The sequence below is a fragment of the Odoribacter splanchnicus DSM 20712 genome (assembly GCF_000190535.1).
In the GTDB taxonomy this organism is placed as follows: domain Bacteria; phylum Bacteroidota; class Bacteroidia; order Bacteroidales; family Marinifilaceae; genus Odoribacter; species Odoribacter splanchnicus.
Genome location: NC_015160.1, coordinates 1729791 through 1749516, shown reverse-complemented (window position 1 = coordinate 1749516; position 19726 = coordinate 1729791). Strand labels below are relative to the sequence as shown.

Sequence of the window (19726 nt, the reverse complement as noted above, 5' to 3'; positions counted from 1 at the left end):
ATGGAAAACAGAACTGAAAACAGCCGTCGCTATGGTGGGCGATGGCGCAAAACACAAAAGATTATGAAACTTTGTATGTTGTTTCTGTGTGCTGCTTTTTTACAAGTCTCGGCCAACACATACTCGCAGGAGGCGAAATTAGACCTGAAAGTGAACAATGCTTCATTAGAGCAGGTGATGAACAACATCCGCCGGCAATCGGAGTTCAGTTTCTTCTTCGACGATGCTGCCGTAAAAAATATCTCCAACATCACGTTGGACGTGCGGAATGCCCGCATCGAAGAAGTGCTCGCTGCTTGCCTGAAAGGAACGGGTTTCTCTTTCCGCATTTTAGACAAAACCATCATTCTGTTTCGTGAACAACCGCAAACGGTGGAACAACAGAAGTTTTATAAAGTACAGGGAAAGGTGGTGGACGAAAAGAACCTGCCGATGCCGGGTGTTACCGTTCTGTTAGACGGTACGCAAATGGGGGTGTCCACGAATGTGGACGGAGATTTCACCTTATCGGTACCGCAGGAAAAAGGAAAATTGGTCTTTTCGTTCGTAGGCTACAAAACCGTAACGGTTAATTATACCGATGGAAAGGCCGTTTCCGTAAAGATGGAACTCGAAACGGCCAGCCTGGAAGAAGTGCAGGTAGTGGCCTACGGTGCACAAAAAAAACGTACCGTCGTCAGTGCAATCTCTTCCGTGAAAGCCGACGAACTCAAGGAATTGCCTACCCATAGCCTCGAAAACCTCTTGCAGGGACACATGGCGGGTGTGGAAATCAGCAACATTTCCGGTTCGCCGGGCGGTGGCGGTTCATTGGTAGCCATTCGGGGATATAACTCTTTGTTTGTGGAAGGAGAGGGCGATGACCGCAATTACGGCACCCCGCTTTACGTCATCGACGGCGTACCCATGCAGTCGTTTACTTCACCGGTCACCGGTTCGAATACGTTGTCCGACTTAGACCCGTCGATGATTGAATCCATCGAAGTACTGAAAGATGCCGCTTCTGCTGCTATTTACGGGTCGCGTGCAGGAAACGGTGTCATTCTCATCACGACGAAGAAAGGACAGGCTGGAAAGGCCCGCTTCTCCGCCAATTTTTCCTATTCGGCCTCCTGGTTGCCCGCAGCTCCCGACCAATGGGGCGGTAACTATGAACGCAGGTACCATTTAGAAGCGTTGTACAACACGCTGGCCCCTTATAAAACGGCCGACGGCACCTGGAAATTGCCGGAGTCGTATGAAGAGGTATACGAAAACCGCCAGGACAAGGGCCCCATGTACAACTGGTTTTGGGGTACTACCCGCCCGCAGAATGCCATTGCTTTGCAGGACAGTCTGAATTCGTTTTACAACAACTCCACCCATTGGTGGAAACAAAATTATCAGGTAGCTAAGGTGCTCAATGCCAATCTTCAAGCTTCCGGCGGAAATGAAAACGTACGCTATATGATTGGTGCCGGATATTACGACGAGGAAGGAATCGCCGTCAATACGGGGTTTACCCGCTTCAATGTATTGACGAACCTGACGGCCATGCCGGCTAAAAAATTGCGGATGGACGGCCAATTTTCACTGACCTACAGCGACCGGAGTCGTGGAAGCAATGCCGGAAGCAATGCCAGCAAGATGGAAAGCATTACTTCCGACCCGACGGATACGCCGACGCTGCTTCCCGGTGGCGGGGAGGTGGGGCGGATGATGCTCCAACAGTTGAATGAAACTTCGGAAAAGAATCAGAGCTATTCCGCCCGGTTCAATTTGGTGTTGGACTACGAAATTATCCGCAACCTGCACCTGAAACTATCGGCAGGCGTGGATTTCAACCAGCAGAATCAAAACATTTTCAAACCGAAGGCGTTGGACCCGACCTACCATTTTTCGACCTCGGAAGGAACCATTGCGCGGGATATTTCGCTGATAAACGAAAACCTGCTGAGCTATAATTTCTCTATCAAAAACCGGCACAATTTCGATGTGCTGCTGGGACTTTCTTTCCAGAAAGACCAGAGTTTCAACAATAAAGGTTCGGGTTCCAACGGACCGAACGATCACGTTCACTACGTCGGCGCGCAGGGCTGGGGTGGCGATAACGGTTTGAATAATGTGGGCGACGGCACGAAGGACTTGTTTATCTCCGCTTTCACTTACCTGTCCAATTTCGACGAAGAACGCCTCAACAGTTATTTCGGTCGTGTGACCTACAATTTCAAGGAAAAATACATGTTGGAAGCCACGTTGCGTCGTGACGGTTCCTCGGTGTTCGGCGAAAATGTACGCTGGGCCACCTTCCCCTCCGTTGCTTTGGGCTGGGCCTTTTCGGAAGAGCCGTTTATGAAACGCTTTTATTGGCTGAGCTTTGCTAAAATACGCGGTAGCTGGGGTGTCTCCGGACAGAAATTCCACCAACCTTACTTAGCTCACGGACTGTTGTCGCCCGGCCATTACACTTTTCACGGCAATGCGGGTATGTTGCCGAATGCGAGTGCCGGCGTTATCAACAAAAACCTGAGTTGGGAAGAAACCAACCAATACGACGTCGGATTGGATATCAGTTTGTTAGACTATCGCTTTAAAGTCAATCTGGACTATTATTACCGCTACACCAAAGGCCAGTTGAACCGCATCACCCTGCCGGGAAACACACAATACCTCAATTTCCAGTGGCAAAACGGTATGGCCATTTCCAATCAGGGAATTGAACTGGAGCTCATAGCCGATATTTTCCGCGAAACAGCCGTGCAGTGGCGTATGAAATTCAATCTTTCGCGCAACTGGAACCGTTTTGAGAAGAGCGCGGACGGCTTCGATTTCAACAGCCAGATTATCGGCCGGCCGCTCCACCAGTTGATGGTGTTCAAAACCGACGGCTTCTACAACAGTATGGACGAAGTGCCCAAATATTATACGGCCAACAAGGAAGTGCAATTGATTTACGACAACGACACCCGGATGGTATACCTGCCGGGTGCGCGTAAACTCGTGGACCTCAACGGTGACGGACGCATCACTGCCGCCGATAAATATGCGGCTGCCAGTCCGCTGCCCAAAGCACACGGAGGATTCATCAATGAAATCCGCTGGAAGAATTTAGACCTGAACATCTTCTTCAATTATTCCATCGGTCGCCATGCGCTGAAAATCTACGATGATTTCAGCCTCAAACCCGATGCCTCTTCCGTTCCCCTCTTTGCCGACGTAACCAAACTGAACGCCTGGAGCAGTGCGGCAAGTACACAGGCGGCCTACCCGAAACCCCAGAATTACGGGTTGCATTACCAATACTCCGGTCTGTTCGACTGCGACATCGAAAAAGTACATTTCCTGCGTTTGAAACAATTGACGTTAGGTTACAACTTAGAAGAGGAGATTGTCAGGAAAATCGGCATCAGTAGTGCGCGTTTCTTCGTGACGGCCGAAAACCTCTTCCTGCTGACCAATTATTCCGGTATCGACCCGGAGTTGATAGACCCGACCAACGGTATGGACAACCTTGCTTCCTATCCGTTGCCCCGTAAGTTTACCGTAGGATTGACCGTTAATTTTTAATATGCCGACGAGATGAAAAAGATATATCTGTTTTTGTTATTCCTGCCGCTTCTGTCTTGTAACGACTGGCTGGATATCTCTCCCGAAAATTCTGTGACGCTGACAAATTACTTTCAGAGTGAAGCCGATTTGGAGTCTCTTCACACTTCCATGATGGCCTGCATGAAGTCGGCTTGCAAGGGCAAACAACCCTATTATTATATGTCTGTCGATGCCGACGAGTTGAAACCCAACATTTCCGGTTTCCGCGAATTGGATGTGGCGACGCATACCACCCAGACCCTTATCGGCGGAATACTGAAAAGCACATGGCGTGACCATTATTCCCTGATAAGCCTGGCCGACCTGATGATTGACAACGAGTACCGCTTTCAGAATATTCCGGCGGAACGGGCGGCCTTTTGGCTCCGACAAGCCCATTTTGTCAAAGCGATAACCTATTTCCGGATAGCCCAGATTTGGGGGGATGCGCCCATTTCTCCGGGCTCGGAGTCGCTCATTGCCTTAGCTAAAAAACCGGCTCTCGAAGTGTTGCAATACGCTGCCGGAGAAGCGGAACAAGCCCTCGGTTTACCGGCACACGATAAAATGACGGATGCCGACGGCCGTACCATTACGTCCCGGCAATACGCCAGCCGAGGGTCGGTCAATACCCTTCTCGCCAATATCTATGCCTGGATGGGCGGACTGACGCAAGACGCCAAATACTGGGAACAGGCGGAACACTATGCCTCACAGGTTATCGACGAATTTGCCGGAGACTACGAACTCGAAAACATGACGGACTTAATCGGTAATGTGTTCGGCAAAAACCGCCACAGCAAGGAAACCATCCTCAGCATCGACAACGACATATTGGATGATGCCCATATCTACGATACCCGTTTTACGGGTGAACTGCCGGGACAGGAATTGATCGATTACCCTTATACCAATGTCAGTCCGCAATCCCTGTCCACCGATAAAAATCAGGAATACAACCGGATTTCAGTGAAAACGGTGAAAGAAATCTATCCCGAAGAGAATGATTTGAGGCGGAAAGAGTTCTGGTACGATTTGGGCCATGTCAGCTATACGGTGGAAGGAGAAGAGGTGACCTCTCCGTATGCTTTTATCCACAAATGGCGTGATTACCATTATCAAACCAATTCGGAGATGTTGGAAGGTCAGGGGAAAGTACCTGTAGCCACCGACTGCGATTATGTTTTCTGGCGGTTGGCCGACGTCGTGTTGCTGCGTGCCGAATGCCGCGCGCGGCTCCAAAAGACGACGGCGAAAGACGACCTCGACCGGATTCGGAAGAGGGCCGGATTGGAAGCATACGCCGGGAGTACCGAACCGGAAGCGCTGCGCCGGGAGATTTTCAACGAACGCCGGCGTGAATTGTTCGGCGAGGGGCAGTACTATTTCGACATTGTGCGCAACGGTTACTACCGGGAGATGCTGCGCGGTAAATTCAAAACCCTCACCGACGAAGAGGTCCGCAACGGTGCACTCTATACCTGGGTTAGCTCCGACGCTTTTGAAAAGAATACATTAATGACTCAAAATACATATTGGTTATGGCAAAAATAAAATCTTACATACATATAGCTCTTCTTTTGTGTATCGGTCTGGCTTTAGGCTCCTGCACAAAATGGAATTATCACGACGGTGGCGTTGCTTACGGCGTACACGACTGTTCCATGTGGGACTATTTCAAAAAACAGCCCCGTGACTGGGATTCCACCCGGGTGATGATTCAACATGCCGGGTTACAGGATTTGTTCGAGGGCAAAGGCGAATACGGTCAGATTACGTTTCTGGCTCCCAGCAATCTGGCCATCATGACTTATATGTTCAATAACAATTTCAGGCGGGTAAATGAAATTCCCGCCGCAGAGTGCCGGCGTCTGTTGGAAAAACTCATCATTCCGCAACGCATCCTGACGAGCGACGTACCCCGTGGTTCCCGTTCCGAGGCTACCGGCGAGAAGACAGGCGGCAAGACCTACACCCTGATGGACGGAAGTGAAGCCTTCTTGTGGACGTTTCAGGAGTCCTACTTGGGTGTTGGGAATGCAGGGGCCGTGCATCTGTGGTTCTTTATCGAAAAGTTTGCCACCTCCCGGAGAATCTACTCCAGCAACATTCAGACCGAAAACGGGGTGGTGCAGGCTTTAGGACATGATTTCTTATTTGAATAACCCTTAATTTATCGGACATGAATAAATATACCCTATATCTCCCTCTCTTTTTCGCCCTGTTCGCTTTGGCAGGATGCGAAAAGGAACACACGGGCTACCTGTTTACGGAAAATGCCCGCTATCCCATAGACAGTCTGAAAATTATCCGCTATGAGGATTATAACCAAGAAGTAATCCGCTTAGAAGAGCAACTCAACAGCTATTCCGGGGAGATTCTCGATTCCCTGAACGCTTACCGCACCATCGAAGCGGAAGAGGAGAAAATCATCGAAGAACTCGACCGTTTGGAGGGTATTATGAATAAACACGGAGAAAAGTTGAACGCCTATTTAGACCAGTTTGAGGATGAATCCGACGCCGACCCGGACCGGGTGCAGGAATTGACGGACAATTGCGAAAAAGCATACGAGGCTTGGGTGACATACGAGTTAGAGGTGTACCAGCCTGTATACCAGATTAGGGACCGGATAGAGAGAAAAATCAAAGCCCTCTGCCAGGAAGCCGGTTTGGAAACTCCTTTCACCATTGCCCGGGAATTAGAGAAATTGCAGAAACAGCAAGCTTTGGATATTCCCTGGACCACCTCGTGTATCGAGCAGTTGTTGGGAACGGAACCGATTACCTATACCTTGGTAAGCATCCGGAGCGACCGGGGAGAGGCGGCAGCAGCCGATTTCGGCCGTTACCTCTCCGTTATCGGAGGCGGACGGATGTATGTGGATGCCAAAGTCAACTCTCCGGCCGGGAAATACATGGTTTCTCTGCGGGTCAGCAACGAAGGCTATAGCGTAGTGCTCCCCGATATATTCACCTTTATCCTGCAATAAATCATTCCTGAAAATATGAAACAGTTGAAACTCTTGTTTGTTGGTCTGCTGCTTGTGGCGGCCAACGGTTTGTTTGCCCAAATCACGTTTACCGAGGGTACTTTTGAAGAGGCTTTGGCCAAAGCCAAGGCGGAAAAGAAGAACCTTTTCATTGATTTTTATGCCAATTGGTGCGGTCCCTGCAAGGTGATGGCCGCCCAGGTGTTCACCATTCCCCCGGTGGGAGACTACTTCAACGAACATTTCATCAATTGCAAATTAGACTGCGATGCGGCCGCCAATAAAGAGGTGGTGAAACGCTACAAAGTGGAATCCCTGCCCACCCTGATGTTCCTCGACAGTAAGGGGGAAGTATTGAGGACCCTTGTGGGTGCCGTCACTCCCGATGTGCTGATGCTTGAAGCGCAGATTGCGACAGGCGAGGAACTCCCTTTTGAGAAACTGTACGAAAAATCGCGCAAAGAAAAGAAAAACACCGAACTGCAACAAAAGTTGCTGATTCGTGCCCCCCATTTTATCGGCACCCAGAACGGGTATAATCAGGAAAAATGGAAAGTGCGCATCGATGCCCTTTTCCCGGAGTACCTCAAAACCAAGAAATTGGAGAACATGATTAACCCGACCGATTTTACCATCCTTTCGCTTTATCATCCCGAAATGGAAAAACAAGACGGGATATTCGATTTCGTGGTCAAAAATTACGACCGTTACGGCGAAGCGGTAGACAAGGAAACGGTGCAAAATTACCTTATCGGACTTTACAACACGTATATCCTGCGGCTTTGCAGTACCGGCAAGACCGACTACAGGCAGGCCCTCGGACGCATCGGCGGTGACCTCCGGGCCATTTATGCCGGCATGCCGTTCGGCGACCTGACGGCGGTTGAAGCGGTGACCCTGCTGGCAGACAGTTATTTCAACCTGTTCCGCCACAACCTGCCTCTCTTTTTTGAGAACATGGACAAATATTTCGCAGGAGCCGGAAAGGCGTTGAGTATTAACGATTACACTCAGCCCATCGAAGACCTCTACGGCATTTACCAAGGCAATCCGCCGGACAATGCCCGTCCCATGCTGATTCAATGGTTGGACCGTGCGCTGACGTTTGACATGACCGCCCAACTGCGCGCCCGCCTGTTGATGTTATTAGCGGAAAACCAGCAGAAAACCGGCGATTCGGCCAAGGCGAAACAAAGCCTCAACCAGGCCTTTATCGTTTGTGCCGGCATTCCGGAAGAAGCCGTAAAAGTGCAGTTGCAGAATATGATTCGTGAAAAACTGAACGACCTATGAGAATATTCCTTCTGACATTTCTGACCGTCTGCGTCTTCCGCGTGTCGGCAGCCCCGGAAACGCCGTTCCGTCACGGGCGGTTGGATAACGGACTGACTTATTACATCCGTGCCACGGGTGCATCCGCAGGGAAAGCCGACTTCTATTTGGTGCAGAACGTGGGTGCCCTGATGGAAGAGGAACATCAAAACGGACTGGCCCACGTGCTGGAGCACATGGCTTTCCATGCTACGGAGCATTTCCCGGAAGGCGTACCCGCTTTCCTGAAACGCCGGGGCATTCAGGATTTGAATGCCTATACGGGTGCGGATGAAACCGTGTATCACATCGACGGCGTTCCCACGACGGACGGCGGGCTGGTAGATTCCTGCCTGCTTATCCTGCACGATTGGTCGGGCTTCCTGCAACTGCGCGCCGACGAAATGGAAATCGAGCGCAAAGTCATCCTCGAAGAACGCCGTCAGGGAATGGACCTTTCGCAACGGATGCAGAGCCAACTCAACGCTTATCTCTACAACCACAGCAAGTACGCCACCCACGACGTTATCGGTACTCCGGAAGTCCTGAACCACTTCACTGCCGACGAAGTGCGCGCCTATTATCACGATTTTTACCGTCCCGACCAGCAGGCGGTCATTGTCCTCGGCGACATCGACCCCGATGCCGTGGAGGCCGGAGTGAAACGCCTCTTTGCCGGCATTCCGAAGCGCGTGAATGCCAAACCGCGGGTGACATATGCCATTCCGGACAACGAAGAGCCCCAGTATTGCCGGCTTATCGACGAAGATATTCCCCAGAACGCCGTCGTACTGATGAAACGTTTCCGCAAGCCGGAATTCCGTACACTCGGCGAACAGGTGAAAGACCAGTTGTGCCGGGAGTTTTACAATCAAATCGTCGGCGAGCGCCTCAATGATTTTATTCAGGAAGAGGATGCCTTGTTCCTTAGTGCACAGGCCGGTGTACACGACGTTGTGCGTCATTACGAGGGGCAGAATATCGCCATTACCCCTCTGCCCGGCATGGAAAAGGAAGCGGTTCGGCAAGTGCTGGAACAGCTTGAACGCATTCATCGTTACGCCATCACGGACCAGAAGCTAAAGGAGTTGACGGACAACTATCGTCTCGGGTTGAAACAGTCTGCGGCTATGCTCCGTCGTATGCCCAACAGTGTCTACCTGAAAGTCTATCAGGACCATTTTCTGCTCGGTTATCCGCTGGCCGAAGTGGCTGAGAAATTAGACGCCGCCTGGCACCTGCTCGATTCCATTGACAGCCGCGCCGTACATGCCTGGCTCGACCGTTGGAATGCCGGAGACCTCAACCGCATTTATGCCGTACAGGGCAATAATCCGGATTATCCGTTCCCGGACAGCGAAACCTTGACACGACTGCTCCGCGAAGCCCGGCAATCCTCGCCGGCACCTTACGTGCAGGCTGTTGCCGATACGCTGCCGTCCCTGATGGATTTCACTCCTGTTGCCGGCCGCATTGTCAAGACCAAAAGGCTGAAAGGTCCCGGTGCGGAGGAATGGACCCTGAGCAACGGCGCCAAGGTCTACTACAAACACAACGATTATGAAAGCGGTGCTTTCAATCTCTTAGCTGGAAGTCCCGGAGGCCGCTCCCTGCTGCCGGCGGAAGACCTGCCCTCGGCCGATGCGTTGAATACCCTGTTCCTGCAATACGGGCTGTACAAATACCCCGCCCGGCTGCTCAACGCTATCATGCGCGGACACAATATCGACATCAATATCGACCTCGGCGAACGGTCGGAAAGTATCAGTTGCAGCAGTACACGCGACGATGCGGAGATTGCTTTCCAGTTTTTTCACCTGACCGTTGTACATCCCCGGTTCAGCCGTCCGGATTTCGACAAATATGTGCGTGCCAACAAAATTCAGCGCACCTACGCCAAACCGACGACCGACGACTCGATAGCCTCCGTCATGCAAGAGCTGCACACCCTGCCGTCGCCCCGCATCCGCAAAACGGATACGGCTTACTATGCGGCGATGGATTACGACCGGATGGTGGAAATTTACGACGAGCGTTTCCGCAACGCTGCCGATTTCGCTTTCTATCTCGTCGGTGACCTCCCCCGTGAAGAGGCCCGCAGGTTAGTGGAGCTTTACATCGCTTCCCTGCCGGCGCGCAACGTCCGCGAGACGCCGGTGCACCACCGGTATGCCAGCACGGCATCCGCTACACGCGACATCCGTTTAGGATTGCCCGAAGAGAAGTACATGGTCAGTATCGAATACAAAAACCACCTGAAAACCAAGGCGTCGGATAAAATCTGTTTCCACGTCCTGCAGAAGCATTTCGACAACCTCTTCCGGCAAATCATCCGCGAGGACGAGGGTGGTTCCTACGGGGTACAACTCCACACGGAAGCGGAGGATTACCCGTTCTACGACCAGACCTTTGCCGTGCAGTTCGAAAGCTCGCAGGCCAAAGGTCCCCGGATGCGCCAGATTGTCCACGACCAAATCCGGCAGTTCATAGAGGAAGGTATCTCCGAAGATGACGCCGAATACTATCTGTTGGTGCTTAAACAAGAACACCAAAAGGCGTTTGCCGAAAAGAATGTGGCCTACTGGACGGAAAACCTGCAATTTTACAACCGCACCCATACCCAGCTCGATGACCCCCGCTATTTCGACGGTATCATCGACCAAATCCGTGCGAAAGACATTGTGGCATTTGCCCGCAAATTTTTCGACACGGCACAATGTATCGATGTGGTAATTTATTAACCTTTTAAAATTTAAAGTTATGAAGAACATTTGGATTATGCTGCTGATGGTATGCAGCGCATGTGCTTTCACCGCCTGCTCGGACAATGACGACGAACCGACGCCTCCCGTTGCTCCGACCGCAACCCTGCCGGAAACCTTCACCGCCGGTGAGGAAGTCACCGTTAACGGCAAAGACTTTGTCACAGCTGCCAAACTCATTCTCAAAAACAGTGCGGATGCTACCAAAACCTTAGACATCGAAGGGGCAGCGTTCACGGCTACAAGCGTGACCTTTACCGTGCCTGCCGACGCAGAAGCCGGTAACTAGAAGGTCATCGTGCGCCAAAACAATGAGGAGTATGAATTGGGGACGGTGGAAGTGATTGTGAACAAAGTGGAGAAAACGCTCACCAAAGTCATCTTTTCGGATTATTTGGGCACGATAGAATATACCCTGACTTATGGAGAAGGCGGACAAATTGAGAAAATCGGATATACCGTAGAAGCAGAGGGCGAAACGCAAGAAATGATTTACAATGTAAAACGGGAAGGTGAACAGATTCTTATCGCTGATGAAGAAGAAGCCGAAACATTCACTTATGTCCTGAAAGACGGTAAAATAGCCAGTTATGTGGATGCTTACGGCACGTCGTTCAGATTGGAGTATACCGATAACTACCTTACTTCTGTGATCGGAGTATATGAGGGAGAGAATGAAGATGGAGAAATAGAAAAGGAGGAGTATCCGGTAGAATACAAATATACCGATAACAACTTGGTTGCCATCGACGGAGGCGGACTTAAATTCGGAGAACAAAAGAATATCACGAATGGCGTAGACCCCGTTATTTGTATTTACAAATTTATCCTTACGGCCATTACGGAAAATAGTGATTTTTTCCCGCACCTTTTAGGGCTTTGCGGAAACTCCTCTGCCAATCTTCCTACCTCTTCGGATGTAATCTACGGTAATTTACCGTTCACCTATACATACGAAGAATGGGGTGGCATAAAGTCGATTACCTGTACGGATGAAGAGGATGTATCCACCATCAGTTTCGAATACAAGGATTAATCGATAACAATTCAAACGTTCTTTCCTTAAAAAATCAGGATATCGAAAAATATTTGCCTGCACATCCTCCCGAAGTGAGATAAAAACTTTGGGGGGATGTTTTGAATAAAATAATAACTTTGCTTTCCATTAATCAAGCAACTTTATAACTATGGACATAACGACGATATTCTTTGATTTCGACGGTGTAGTGGCGGATACGGAGCCGCTCTACGATATTTTCTGGAGACAAGTGGCGGAAAAATATCATATCGGTATTCCGGATTTTCCGGCAAAAATAAAAGGGACGACTTTACAACGGATTTATGAACTTTATTTTTCGGATTATTCTTCCGAAGAACTCGGGAAGATTACCCGGGCCTGTGATGAATACGAAGAGACGATGGATTTTCCGGAAGTAAAAGGAGCCGTTCGGTTTTTGCATATGCTTAAAACAAAGGGATATCGGGTGGGCCTGGTAACCAGTTCTTATCGGATTAAAATAGAGCGTGCTTTAAAGCTCATGGACATAGAGAAGGTTTTCGATACGATTGTAACGGCCGATCGGATAACGTCCGGCAAACCCGATCCGATGTGCTATTTGCTGGCTGCCCGGGATTTGCAGGTGGATCCCGGAGAATGTGTCGTTTTCGAGGACTCCTTTTCCGGAATACAAGCGGGTACGGTTGCCGGGATGCGGGTGATCGGATTGGCGACGACGAATCCTGAAGAGGCCATTGGCGATAAAGTTTCAGCTGTCATTCCTGATTTTAGCCGGCCGGAAAAGGTTTTAGAGTTGTTGTCTTGAAATTTGCTTTAAGTTTATTTAAAAACCAAACTTTTTGCTTTCTCCTTTCGTTGAGTATGTACAATACGATAAAAACAAAAGATTATGAAAAGCGAGAATTCAAAACTATTGTTAGGTTTGGGGATTGGAGCACTTGTCGGAGCCGCTGTCGGCTACCTGATGACAGGTGAACATCGCCAGAAACTGGAGGAAGAGCTGCGGGAAGTGGGACATGGGATCAAAGACGGTGCCCGGTCGGTATTCTCAAAAGTAAAAGCAAAAGCTGAACATGCCGGTTCGAAGTTTGCCGGTAAGGCCGGGGAATGGTCCGAAGAGGCTGGCGATAAAGCACGCCAGTGGGCCGGTAAAGCCGGGGATAAAGCCGAAGAATGGGCTGAGGCCGCCGGTAATAAGGCTAGTGCTACCGCCGACGACCTTTCTCAGAAAGCAAATGATTTCCGGCAAACGATGGACAACAGGGCTGAGGCTGATGAACAAAAACAAGCCCAATATGCCGAAAGTTACCGGAAAGACGTGAATAACCTGAAAGATCGGGTAAAGAACTCTGAAAAGTCGGTTAACTGACCAGGGAGGTGATGGAGAATACTGCAGGGAAAATATTTACTGAATTGAAAGAAGATATTTCAACTTATGCCAGGTTGAAACTCCGTCTACTGAAATTAATGGCTATCGAGAGGACTGCTATCGTTCTTGCAGTTCTCTCACATAGCCTTATCTTGTTATTACTGTCCTTTTTTACGGTTCTGTTTCTGTTTGTCGCCTTAGGGTGCTATCTGGGGGAATTATTGGATAGTCCGGCGCTCGGTTTTCTGATTGTCGGAGGTTTTTACCTATTGTTCACTTTGATAGTCTGGGGAATGAAACATGGAATCCGGATCGGGATAATGAATATGGTTATCGAAGCTTTGCAAGCGAATGACGATGAAGACGACAAAGGTCAATCCCAAAACCCCTCTCGGCCAGGTTATCCTGGAGAAGCGGGAGATCCGACGGCTGTGTCAGGAAACGGAGGAGAAAATTTCCGCTGACTGGCAATATATCCGCTCTAATGCCGGACGGTTGATGTGGTCAGAAATTTCTGCCGTCCTTATGCCACACCGGAGGAATAATGGTGAAAAGCAGGGTGGCCCGGGCTTTGCGGGTAATCCATGGATCAATATGGCCTGGCAATTGGGAAAACCGATTCTTTACCGTTGGATGGGAGAAGTGGGATGGCAAGTCTTTAAAAGTATGTTCTGTCGTCGCCGCGCAGAGTGAAAACACTAAAAACGGATAAAGCGGATCAGATTTTTTTGTTTTTCCAGTTTCCTTTTTTCATATACCAATAGGTTAATGAAAACATACAAACCAGGTAGATGTATTCGGTTGTCCAGCAAATAGCGACGTCGGCTTTTAGGTAGATCACCAGATAGATCACCGACAGGACATAGGCCACCAAAGCGATCAGCTCGATAAAAAGTGCCGAACGGGTATTTCCTGTTCCGGATACGGTATTGAATAAAATATTAGCCGGTACACTGACCAGATAGACGAAGATCATCACATAATAGGCCGGTACCGCGCTTTGGATAAGAGCGGAGTTGTCTGTATAGATCCGCATGACGCTGTTGGGGAATAAAGCCATCACGAATATCAGGGGGAGGATAAAAACATAACATAGCCGGGACACTTTTTTGAAAGTATCCATTACCCTGCCGGAATCTCCGGACCCCATCAGGTTACTTACCAATGAACTGGCGGTAGTGGCGAAAGCACTGACGATAATAAAGAAAAGGGAGGAGATATTCCTTAACACATTGGTAATGGCTAAAGGCCGTTCTCCGAGGTGTTCGACAGCGATAAAAAATAAAAACCAGGTGCTGATAGAAATAAATGCCTGCACCATTGTCCAGATCGAAATACCCAAAATTCGTTTGAGTAAGTGGATTTCTATGCGGTGGAAACGGTAAAGACGATATTTCTGCCGGTCGATCTTCAAGCCGGTGTATACGATAAAAAAGAGCAACGACGTGACTTCTGCAAGGACGGAAGCAATCGCTGCCCCTGCAATTCCTAAAGCAGGAAAACCCAGTTTGCCGAATATCAGGATATAGTTGAGCACAACATTCGTACCGACCATCACCAGGGAGTTGGCGGTTAGTGTCCGCGTATCGGCAATTCCGACATAAAAGGCACGAAACATCAACGCCGTAAACGAAAAGAACAAACCGAAAATTCTCCGGTTCATATACTCTAAAGTAGCTTCGTATACCTGTGGCGAGTCGATCAGATGCCGGAGTAGCAAAGGAGAGCCGAAACGGGTAGCAAAAAAGATAAAAGTAGCCAGAAGAAATTGGAATACGAATCCCTGGTTGAACAGCTCGCCGATCGCCGTATAATTTCCTTCTCCGTTTCGCCGGCCGATCATAATCTGTACCCCTGTACTGAAACCGAAACCCAGCATGAAAATGGCCAGATAATACACTCCTGCCAGGGCTGAAGCTCCCAGTTCTACTTCTCCGACTCTTCCCAAAAAAGCGGTATCTGTCATTCCGATCAGATGTTCCATAAGGACACTGACGAGTATCGGACCTGCAATTTTTAAGATTTGACGATTTGTAAAACGCATATGGATTCTGTTTATATAAAACCAGGCGTATTTTTAAAGATCGGACCGGCAAAGATAGCAGAAAATTGTGTATTTTCGTCTGAATCTATCTATTCGTTATTTTATGAAAAGGCGTCTGGTGTTTTGGGTACTCTTGCTTTTTTTGGCGGCAGGCGGAATTTGGTATCTGGTTTTCCGTCAATCCGGTATGTATCGCGTCAGGGAAGGAATCCCTGAAGATGCGGTATTTATTGTCGAGACCCCTTCTTTTAATCGAATACGTGACAAATTATACCGGAATCGGATTTGGGCATCTCTGAAAGCATATCCTTACTTCGAAGAATATCATGCCAATCTGAATCTGGCCGATTCGTTGAGCGAGGTATATCCCGGATTGAGAAAATTACTGACAGACCGCCCTTTTGCGGTGTCCTGCCATTTGGTTTCTGCAACCGATTATGACTTATTGTATGTCTGCGATCTTGGGAAACTGAATGTTATCCAGGCATTCGACGGCTTGGTGGGAGGGGTGCTGGGCGACGGACAAATGAGCAGGAAGGGAGACGTTACCGGGATCAGGATCGGGGAGCTGAAATTATATTATGCGATTAAAGCCAATCTGTTGTTTATCTCCTTTTCTGAAAAATTAGTCACCCGGGCCTGGAAGACTTGTGGGCGACATCCGGCTTTCCAGGAACAAAGCAATACCGGGGATATCCGTCTGGAACTCGAACATACCCGGTTCGAAAAATGGATGAAGATGCTTTGGGGTGAAGCTGCCACCAATGCCGATTCTTCTGCTTTCGAGACGACAGCGTTAGCTTTGCAACTGCAGGATAAAGCGCTTGCCTTTTCGGGGAAAACCTATCCCAGCAGGCATAACTTTTCACTATGGAGTGCTTTAAATCTGGTGGAGGGTAATAAATCGTCGGTCAGAGAGATTATCGGTAATCATGTGGCGGCATACGTATCGGTATGTTACAGTTCGTTCGAAGAGCTTGAGAATATATTGCTGGAAGATTATAAGGTAAATAACCTGAAAGAATTTCAGGGATATGAAAAGACCGTAACCCGCTTGAATAAATTTCTGGGATTGGATCTGGCCGGATTATTCACTTCGTGGATGGGGAATGAAATAGCGATTGTCAAACCGGCAGTCGATCAGGAAAACCGGCTGGATAACCTGATACTGGCCATCCGGGCCAAAGATATCGATCTGGCTAAAGATCAGCTGGCTTATCTGGCTGAACAAATCGGGCGGAAGACCCCTGTGCGTTTCCGGAATATCGATTATAACGGACATACAATCGGTTATCTCAGCCTGAAAGGTTTTTTCAATATGTTTCTGGGGAAATGGTTCAGTAAGTTCGACAAGCCCTACTATACCTTTATCGGCGATTATGTGGTATTCAGTAATTCGTCGTCTACCCTGGCTGCTATGATAAAAGATTATTCCTTGGGGAATACCCTCGTTCAGGACGAAAAATACAATGATCTGATGAGTGAATTGGGTAACCGGAGTAATATATACGGATATGTCAGTTCGCCCGAGACCTACGAATATCTCTTTCGTTCTTTGCCACCGGAAGATCGTGCTGAATTTGTAAAGAATAAGGGGGCTTTTCAGAGTTTCGAGGCCATCGGTTTCACTTTGACCAATGCTGGAAGTGGGTATGAAACGCATTTGGTGGCTATTCACAATGTCGATGCTGCCCGGGATTACGAGATCCGCGAACTCAGTCGGTCACTCGAAAAACAGGCCGACTTGATCGAGTCCGGGTATTATCATGTGGTGATTCCCGATAGCATCGCCGTGAGTACCCGGGGAGATTATGCTTATCGGACTGAGCAACTGGACTATGCCGGCAAACTAAGTAACGGTGACCCGGAAGGCATTTGGAAGATTACCGATCGGCAGGGGCAGGTTGTCGCGCAGTTGCTCTACCGGGAAGGTAAGCTGCAGGGAGAATCCCGTTTTTTCTATCCGGATGGGGTAGTTGCTGTACAGGTGACATACGATAATGGTAAGATTACGGCTTATAAAGAATTTTTTTCCGATGGAACTTTGAAAACCGAGTTGGAGTATAATAGGGGGCTGAGGCACGGTGAGGCCCGTTTCTATTATTCTACCGGCCATCTCTTCGGAGAAGGAAAATATAAGAAAGGACGACGCACAGGAACCTGGAAATATTATAAAGTAACCGGGGAAATAGAAAAAAAATTGAAATTTTAATCCCCGACTAAATAACGCTCTATGACACAGACAAAAAATCCTCATGTACTTGAAACGGAATCCATCGGCAAGTTGTTGATACAATATTCGATACCTGCCATCATTGCGATGACCGTTACGTCTGTGTACAATATCGTAGACAGTATTTTTATCGGACATGGAGTGGGACCTCTGGCTATTTCGGGACTGGCCCTGACTTTTCCGCTGATGAATCTGATTATCGCTTTCAGTACACTCATCGGTGTCGGTGGCGCTGCGATCAGTTCTATTTACTTGGGACAGAAGGATGATCTGAAGGCGACCGAAGTGTTGCATAATGTTTTGATATTATGTATCCTGACAGGGATATGTTTCGGAGGAATCACCTATTATTTCCTGGATGAAATATTGATTTTTTTCGGAGCAAGTACTTCCACCTTACCCTATGCCCGCGATTTTATGCAGGTGTTGCTATTGGGAAATCCTGTTTCTTTTTTATTTATCGGTTTGAACAATGTGATGCGTGCAACGGGGTATCCTAAAAAAGCGATGTTATCGTCCCTGCTGACGGTAGGAGTAAACATCATTCTGGCTCCGATTTTTATCTTCCACCTCGATTGGGGAATCCGGGGAGCTGCGACGGCTACGATCCTGGCGCAGATGGGAGGGCTGGCATGGGTGTTGAACCATTTTCTACATAGTTCCAGCTACATCCATTTTCGAAGAGGGTTTTACCGCTTGAGAAAACATGTCATCATGAGTATTTTCTCGATCGGAATGGCTCCCTTTCTCCTGAATGTGTGTGCCAGTGGGATAGTGATCGTTCTGAATCATAACTTCAAGATTTATGGAGGAGATTTGGCCATCGGTGCTTATGGCATTGTCAACCGGGTGGCTACTTTATTTGTAATGGTGGTGATCGGATTGACGCAAGGAATGCAACCGGTCGTCGGATATAATTTCGGTGCGAGGCATTTTGAACGGGTTCAGAAAACGTTGAAGAAAGTGATCCGGATAGCTGTGACTATTATGGGATTAGGTTGGGTGTGCAGTGAGCTGTTGCCCGGGCATATCGTGGCGATGTTTTCGGACGATGCGGAACTGAATAAATTAGCGGAAGTCGGCCTGCGTATCACCATCTTGTCTTTCCCGATGGTAGGGGCACAGATTGTGATAACTAATTTTTTCCAGTCTATCGGGAAAGCAAAGATTTCTATTCTTTTGTCTTTGGCCCGGCAGTTACTGTTCTTAATTCCCTTGCTTTATACGCTGCCCCATATGGCCGGTTTGGATATTTACGGAGTTTGGGGAAGTATGCCGCTAGCCGATACATTGGCTTTTATAGCTGCTATTCTGACATTACACTGGTATCTGAAGAAAACCCATGGTCTGCAGACGATAGCTTAATTGCAGGCTGAAACAAAGGGACGGGGGTAATGTTTCATATAAGTGTAAATATGTATATAACAGCCATCTTTTTTAGTAACATGGAAATCAGATAAAAATTATTTACTTGTTTAATAATTGTGTATCTTGCAAGCCCGGAGCAAATTTGCTCCGGGCTAAAAAACTGACAGGATAGAAGGATCTTGCCGATAAGGTAAAAAGAAATGAGACTTTTTAAAAGTAAAGAAAAATTATCCGAGAGTGAGTCTGTGTATTTGGCTGATATAGAACAAAAAATCAAGGCTTACAAAGCGAAGGGATACCGGGTCCCTACCCGTAAAATGATTAAAACGGCAGCCCAGATAAAAGGGATTCGCCGCAGTGCCGCTATCAATACGGCGGTTTTGGATTTGGTGGCTGCCCATATCCATGAAGGTATGACGACGGAAGAAATCGATACATTAGTCTACAATTTTACGATCGCTCACGGAGCTATTCCTGCTCCCTTGAATTATGAGGGATTTCCGAAGAGTGTGTGTACCTCGGTGAACGACGAAGTATGCCACGGTATTCCTTCCAAAGACGTTGTATTGAGAAATGGGGATATTATCAATGTAGATGTTTCTACGATTCTGGATGGTTATTTTTCGGACGCTTCGCGGATGTTTATGATCGGTAAAGTAAGTCCTGAAATGCAGCGTTTGGTGCAGGTAGCCCGAGAATGCCTGGAAGCCGGTTTGCAAGCCGCCCGTCCCTGGGGCTTCCTGGGGGATATCGGGGCTGCCGTTCAAGAACATGCCGAAGGCAACGGGTATTCTGTCGTACGGGAATTCGGCGGGCATGGGGTGGGACTCAAATTTCATGAAGATCCTTTTGTCAGCCATGTCGGACGCCGCGGTACCGGTGTTTTGCTGGTACCGGGAATGGTATTTACTATCGAACCGATGATCAATATGGGATCCCGCAAAATTTTTATCGATGCCGATAACGACTGGACGGTATTGACAGACGACGGCATGCCTTCTGCACAATGGGAGTATACGGTGCTGATCACCGATACCGGGGCGGAGATCATCACCGGATAGA

General features: G+C 48.6%; 16 protein-coding genes. 15 read left to right on the top strand and 1 reads right to left on the bottom strand.

What is annotated here, in order from left to right; all coding sequences use genetic code 11:
- From ODOSP_RS07330 to ODOSP_RS19885, 12 genes are all read left to right on the top strand, one after another.
- Positions 1 to 3546, top strand: a complete 3546-nt coding sequence (locus tag ODOSP_RS07330; protein ID WP_013611719.1) for a SusC/RagA family TonB-linked outer membrane protein — start codon at positions 1 to 3, stop codon at positions 3544 to 3546.
- 12 nt (positions 3547 to 3558) lie between these two features.
- Complete coding sequence (locus ODOSP_RS07325) at positions 3559 to 5121, top strand: RagB/SusD family nutrient uptake outer membrane protein (RefSeq protein WP_013611718.1); 1563 nt, start codon at positions 3559 to 3561, stop codon at positions 5119 to 5121.
- Positions 5109 to 5732, top strand: a complete 624-nt coding sequence (locus ODOSP_RS07320) for a fasciclin domain-containing protein (protein ID WP_013611717.1) — start codon at positions 5109 to 5111, stop codon at positions 5730 to 5732. The genes ODOSP_RS07325 and ODOSP_RS07320 overlap by 13 nt, the downstream gene beginning before the upstream one ends.
- 17 nt (positions 5733 to 5749) lie before the next feature.
- Complete coding sequence (locus tag ODOSP_RS18735) at positions 5750 to 6559, top strand: hypothetical protein (protein WP_013611716.1); 810 nt, start codon at positions 5750 to 5752, stop codon at positions 6557 to 6559.
- A gap of 15 nt (positions 6560 to 6574) precedes the next feature.
- Positions 6575 to 7852, top strand: coding sequence for a thioredoxin family protein (locus ODOSP_RS07310; protein WP_013611715.1), 1278 nt, complete (start codon positions 6575 to 6577; stop codon positions 7850 to 7852).
- The gene (locus ODOSP_RS07305; RefSeq protein ID WP_013611714.1) at positions 7849 to 10611 is read left to right on the top strand and encodes a M16 family metallopeptidase; all 2763 of its coding nucleotides are present in this window, start codon (positions 7849 to 7851) and stop codon (positions 10609 to 10611) included. Before ODOSP_RS07310 ends, ODOSP_RS07305 begins: the two co-directional genes overlap by 4 nt.
- Positions 10612 to 10630: 19 nt before the next feature.
- A complete protein-coding gene (locus tag ODOSP_RS07300; protein ID WP_013611713.1) occupies positions 10631 to 10921 on the top strand; it encodes a hypothetical protein in 291 nt (96 codons plus the stop codon).
- Positions 10922 to 10930: 9 nt separating this feature from the next.
- A complete protein-coding gene (locus ODOSP_RS07295) occupies positions 10931 to 11668 on the top strand; it encodes a hypothetical protein (protein WP_013611712.1) in 738 nt (245 codons plus the stop codon).
- 151 nt (positions 11669 to 11819) lie between these two features.
- The gene (locus ODOSP_RS07290) at positions 11820 to 12455 is read left to right on the top strand and encodes an HAD family hydrolase (protein ID WP_013611711.1); all 636 of its coding nucleotides are present in this window, start codon (positions 11820 to 11822) and stop codon (positions 12453 to 12455) included.
- Between the two features lie 84 nt (positions 12456 to 12539).
- Positions 12540 to 13019 (top strand): hypothetical protein, encoded by a 480-nt coding sequence (locus ODOSP_RS20195; protein WP_013611710.1) that lies wholly within the window; start codon positions 12540 to 12542, stop codon positions 13017 to 13019.
- A gap of 8 nt (positions 13020 to 13027) precedes the next feature.
- On the top strand, positions 13028 to 13483 hold the full coding sequence (locus ODOSP_RS07280) for a hypothetical protein (RefSeq protein WP_370751983.1): 456 nt from the start codon (positions 13028 to 13030) through the stop codon (positions 13481 to 13483).
- Positions 13484 to 13514: 31 nt separating this feature from the next.
- Entirely contained in the window at positions 13515 to 13712 is a 198-nt protein-coding gene (locus ODOSP_RS19885) for a hypothetical protein (RefSeq protein WP_147347706.1), read from the top strand.
- 25 nt (positions 13713 to 13737) lie between these two features.
- On the opposite strand, the gene ODOSP_RS07275 is transcribed toward ODOSP_RS19885, so the two are convergent.
- Entirely contained in the window at positions 13738 to 15063 is a 1326-nt protein-coding gene (locus ODOSP_RS07275; RefSeq protein WP_013611708.1) for an MATE family efflux transporter, read from the bottom strand.
- A 103-nt stretch (positions 15064 to 15166) separates the two neighbouring features.
- Between ODOSP_RS07275 and ODOSP_RS07270 the strand changes: the two genes are divergently transcribed.
- From ODOSP_RS07270 to map, 3 genes are all read left to right on the top strand, one after another.
- Positions 15167 to 17275 carry a DUF3352 domain-containing protein gene (locus tag ODOSP_RS07270; RefSeq protein ID WP_013611707.1) on the top strand — a complete coding sequence of 703 codons (2109 nt, stop codon included), beginning with the start codon at positions 15167 to 15169 and terminating at the stop codon, positions 17273 to 17275.
- Between the two features lie 21 nt (positions 17276 to 17296).
- Positions 17297 to 18661, top strand: a complete 1365-nt coding sequence (locus ODOSP_RS07265) for an MATE family efflux transporter (RefSeq protein ID WP_013611706.1) — start codon at positions 17297 to 17299, stop codon at positions 18659 to 18661.
- A gap of 203 nt (positions 18662 to 18864) precedes the next feature.
- Positions 18865 to 19725 carry a type I methionyl aminopeptidase gene (gene map, locus ODOSP_RS07260; RefSeq protein ID WP_013611705.1) on the top strand — a complete coding sequence of 287 codons (861 nt, stop codon included), beginning with the start codon at positions 18865 to 18867 and terminating at the stop codon, positions 19723 to 19725.
- Position 19726 lies beyond the last annotated feature (1 nt).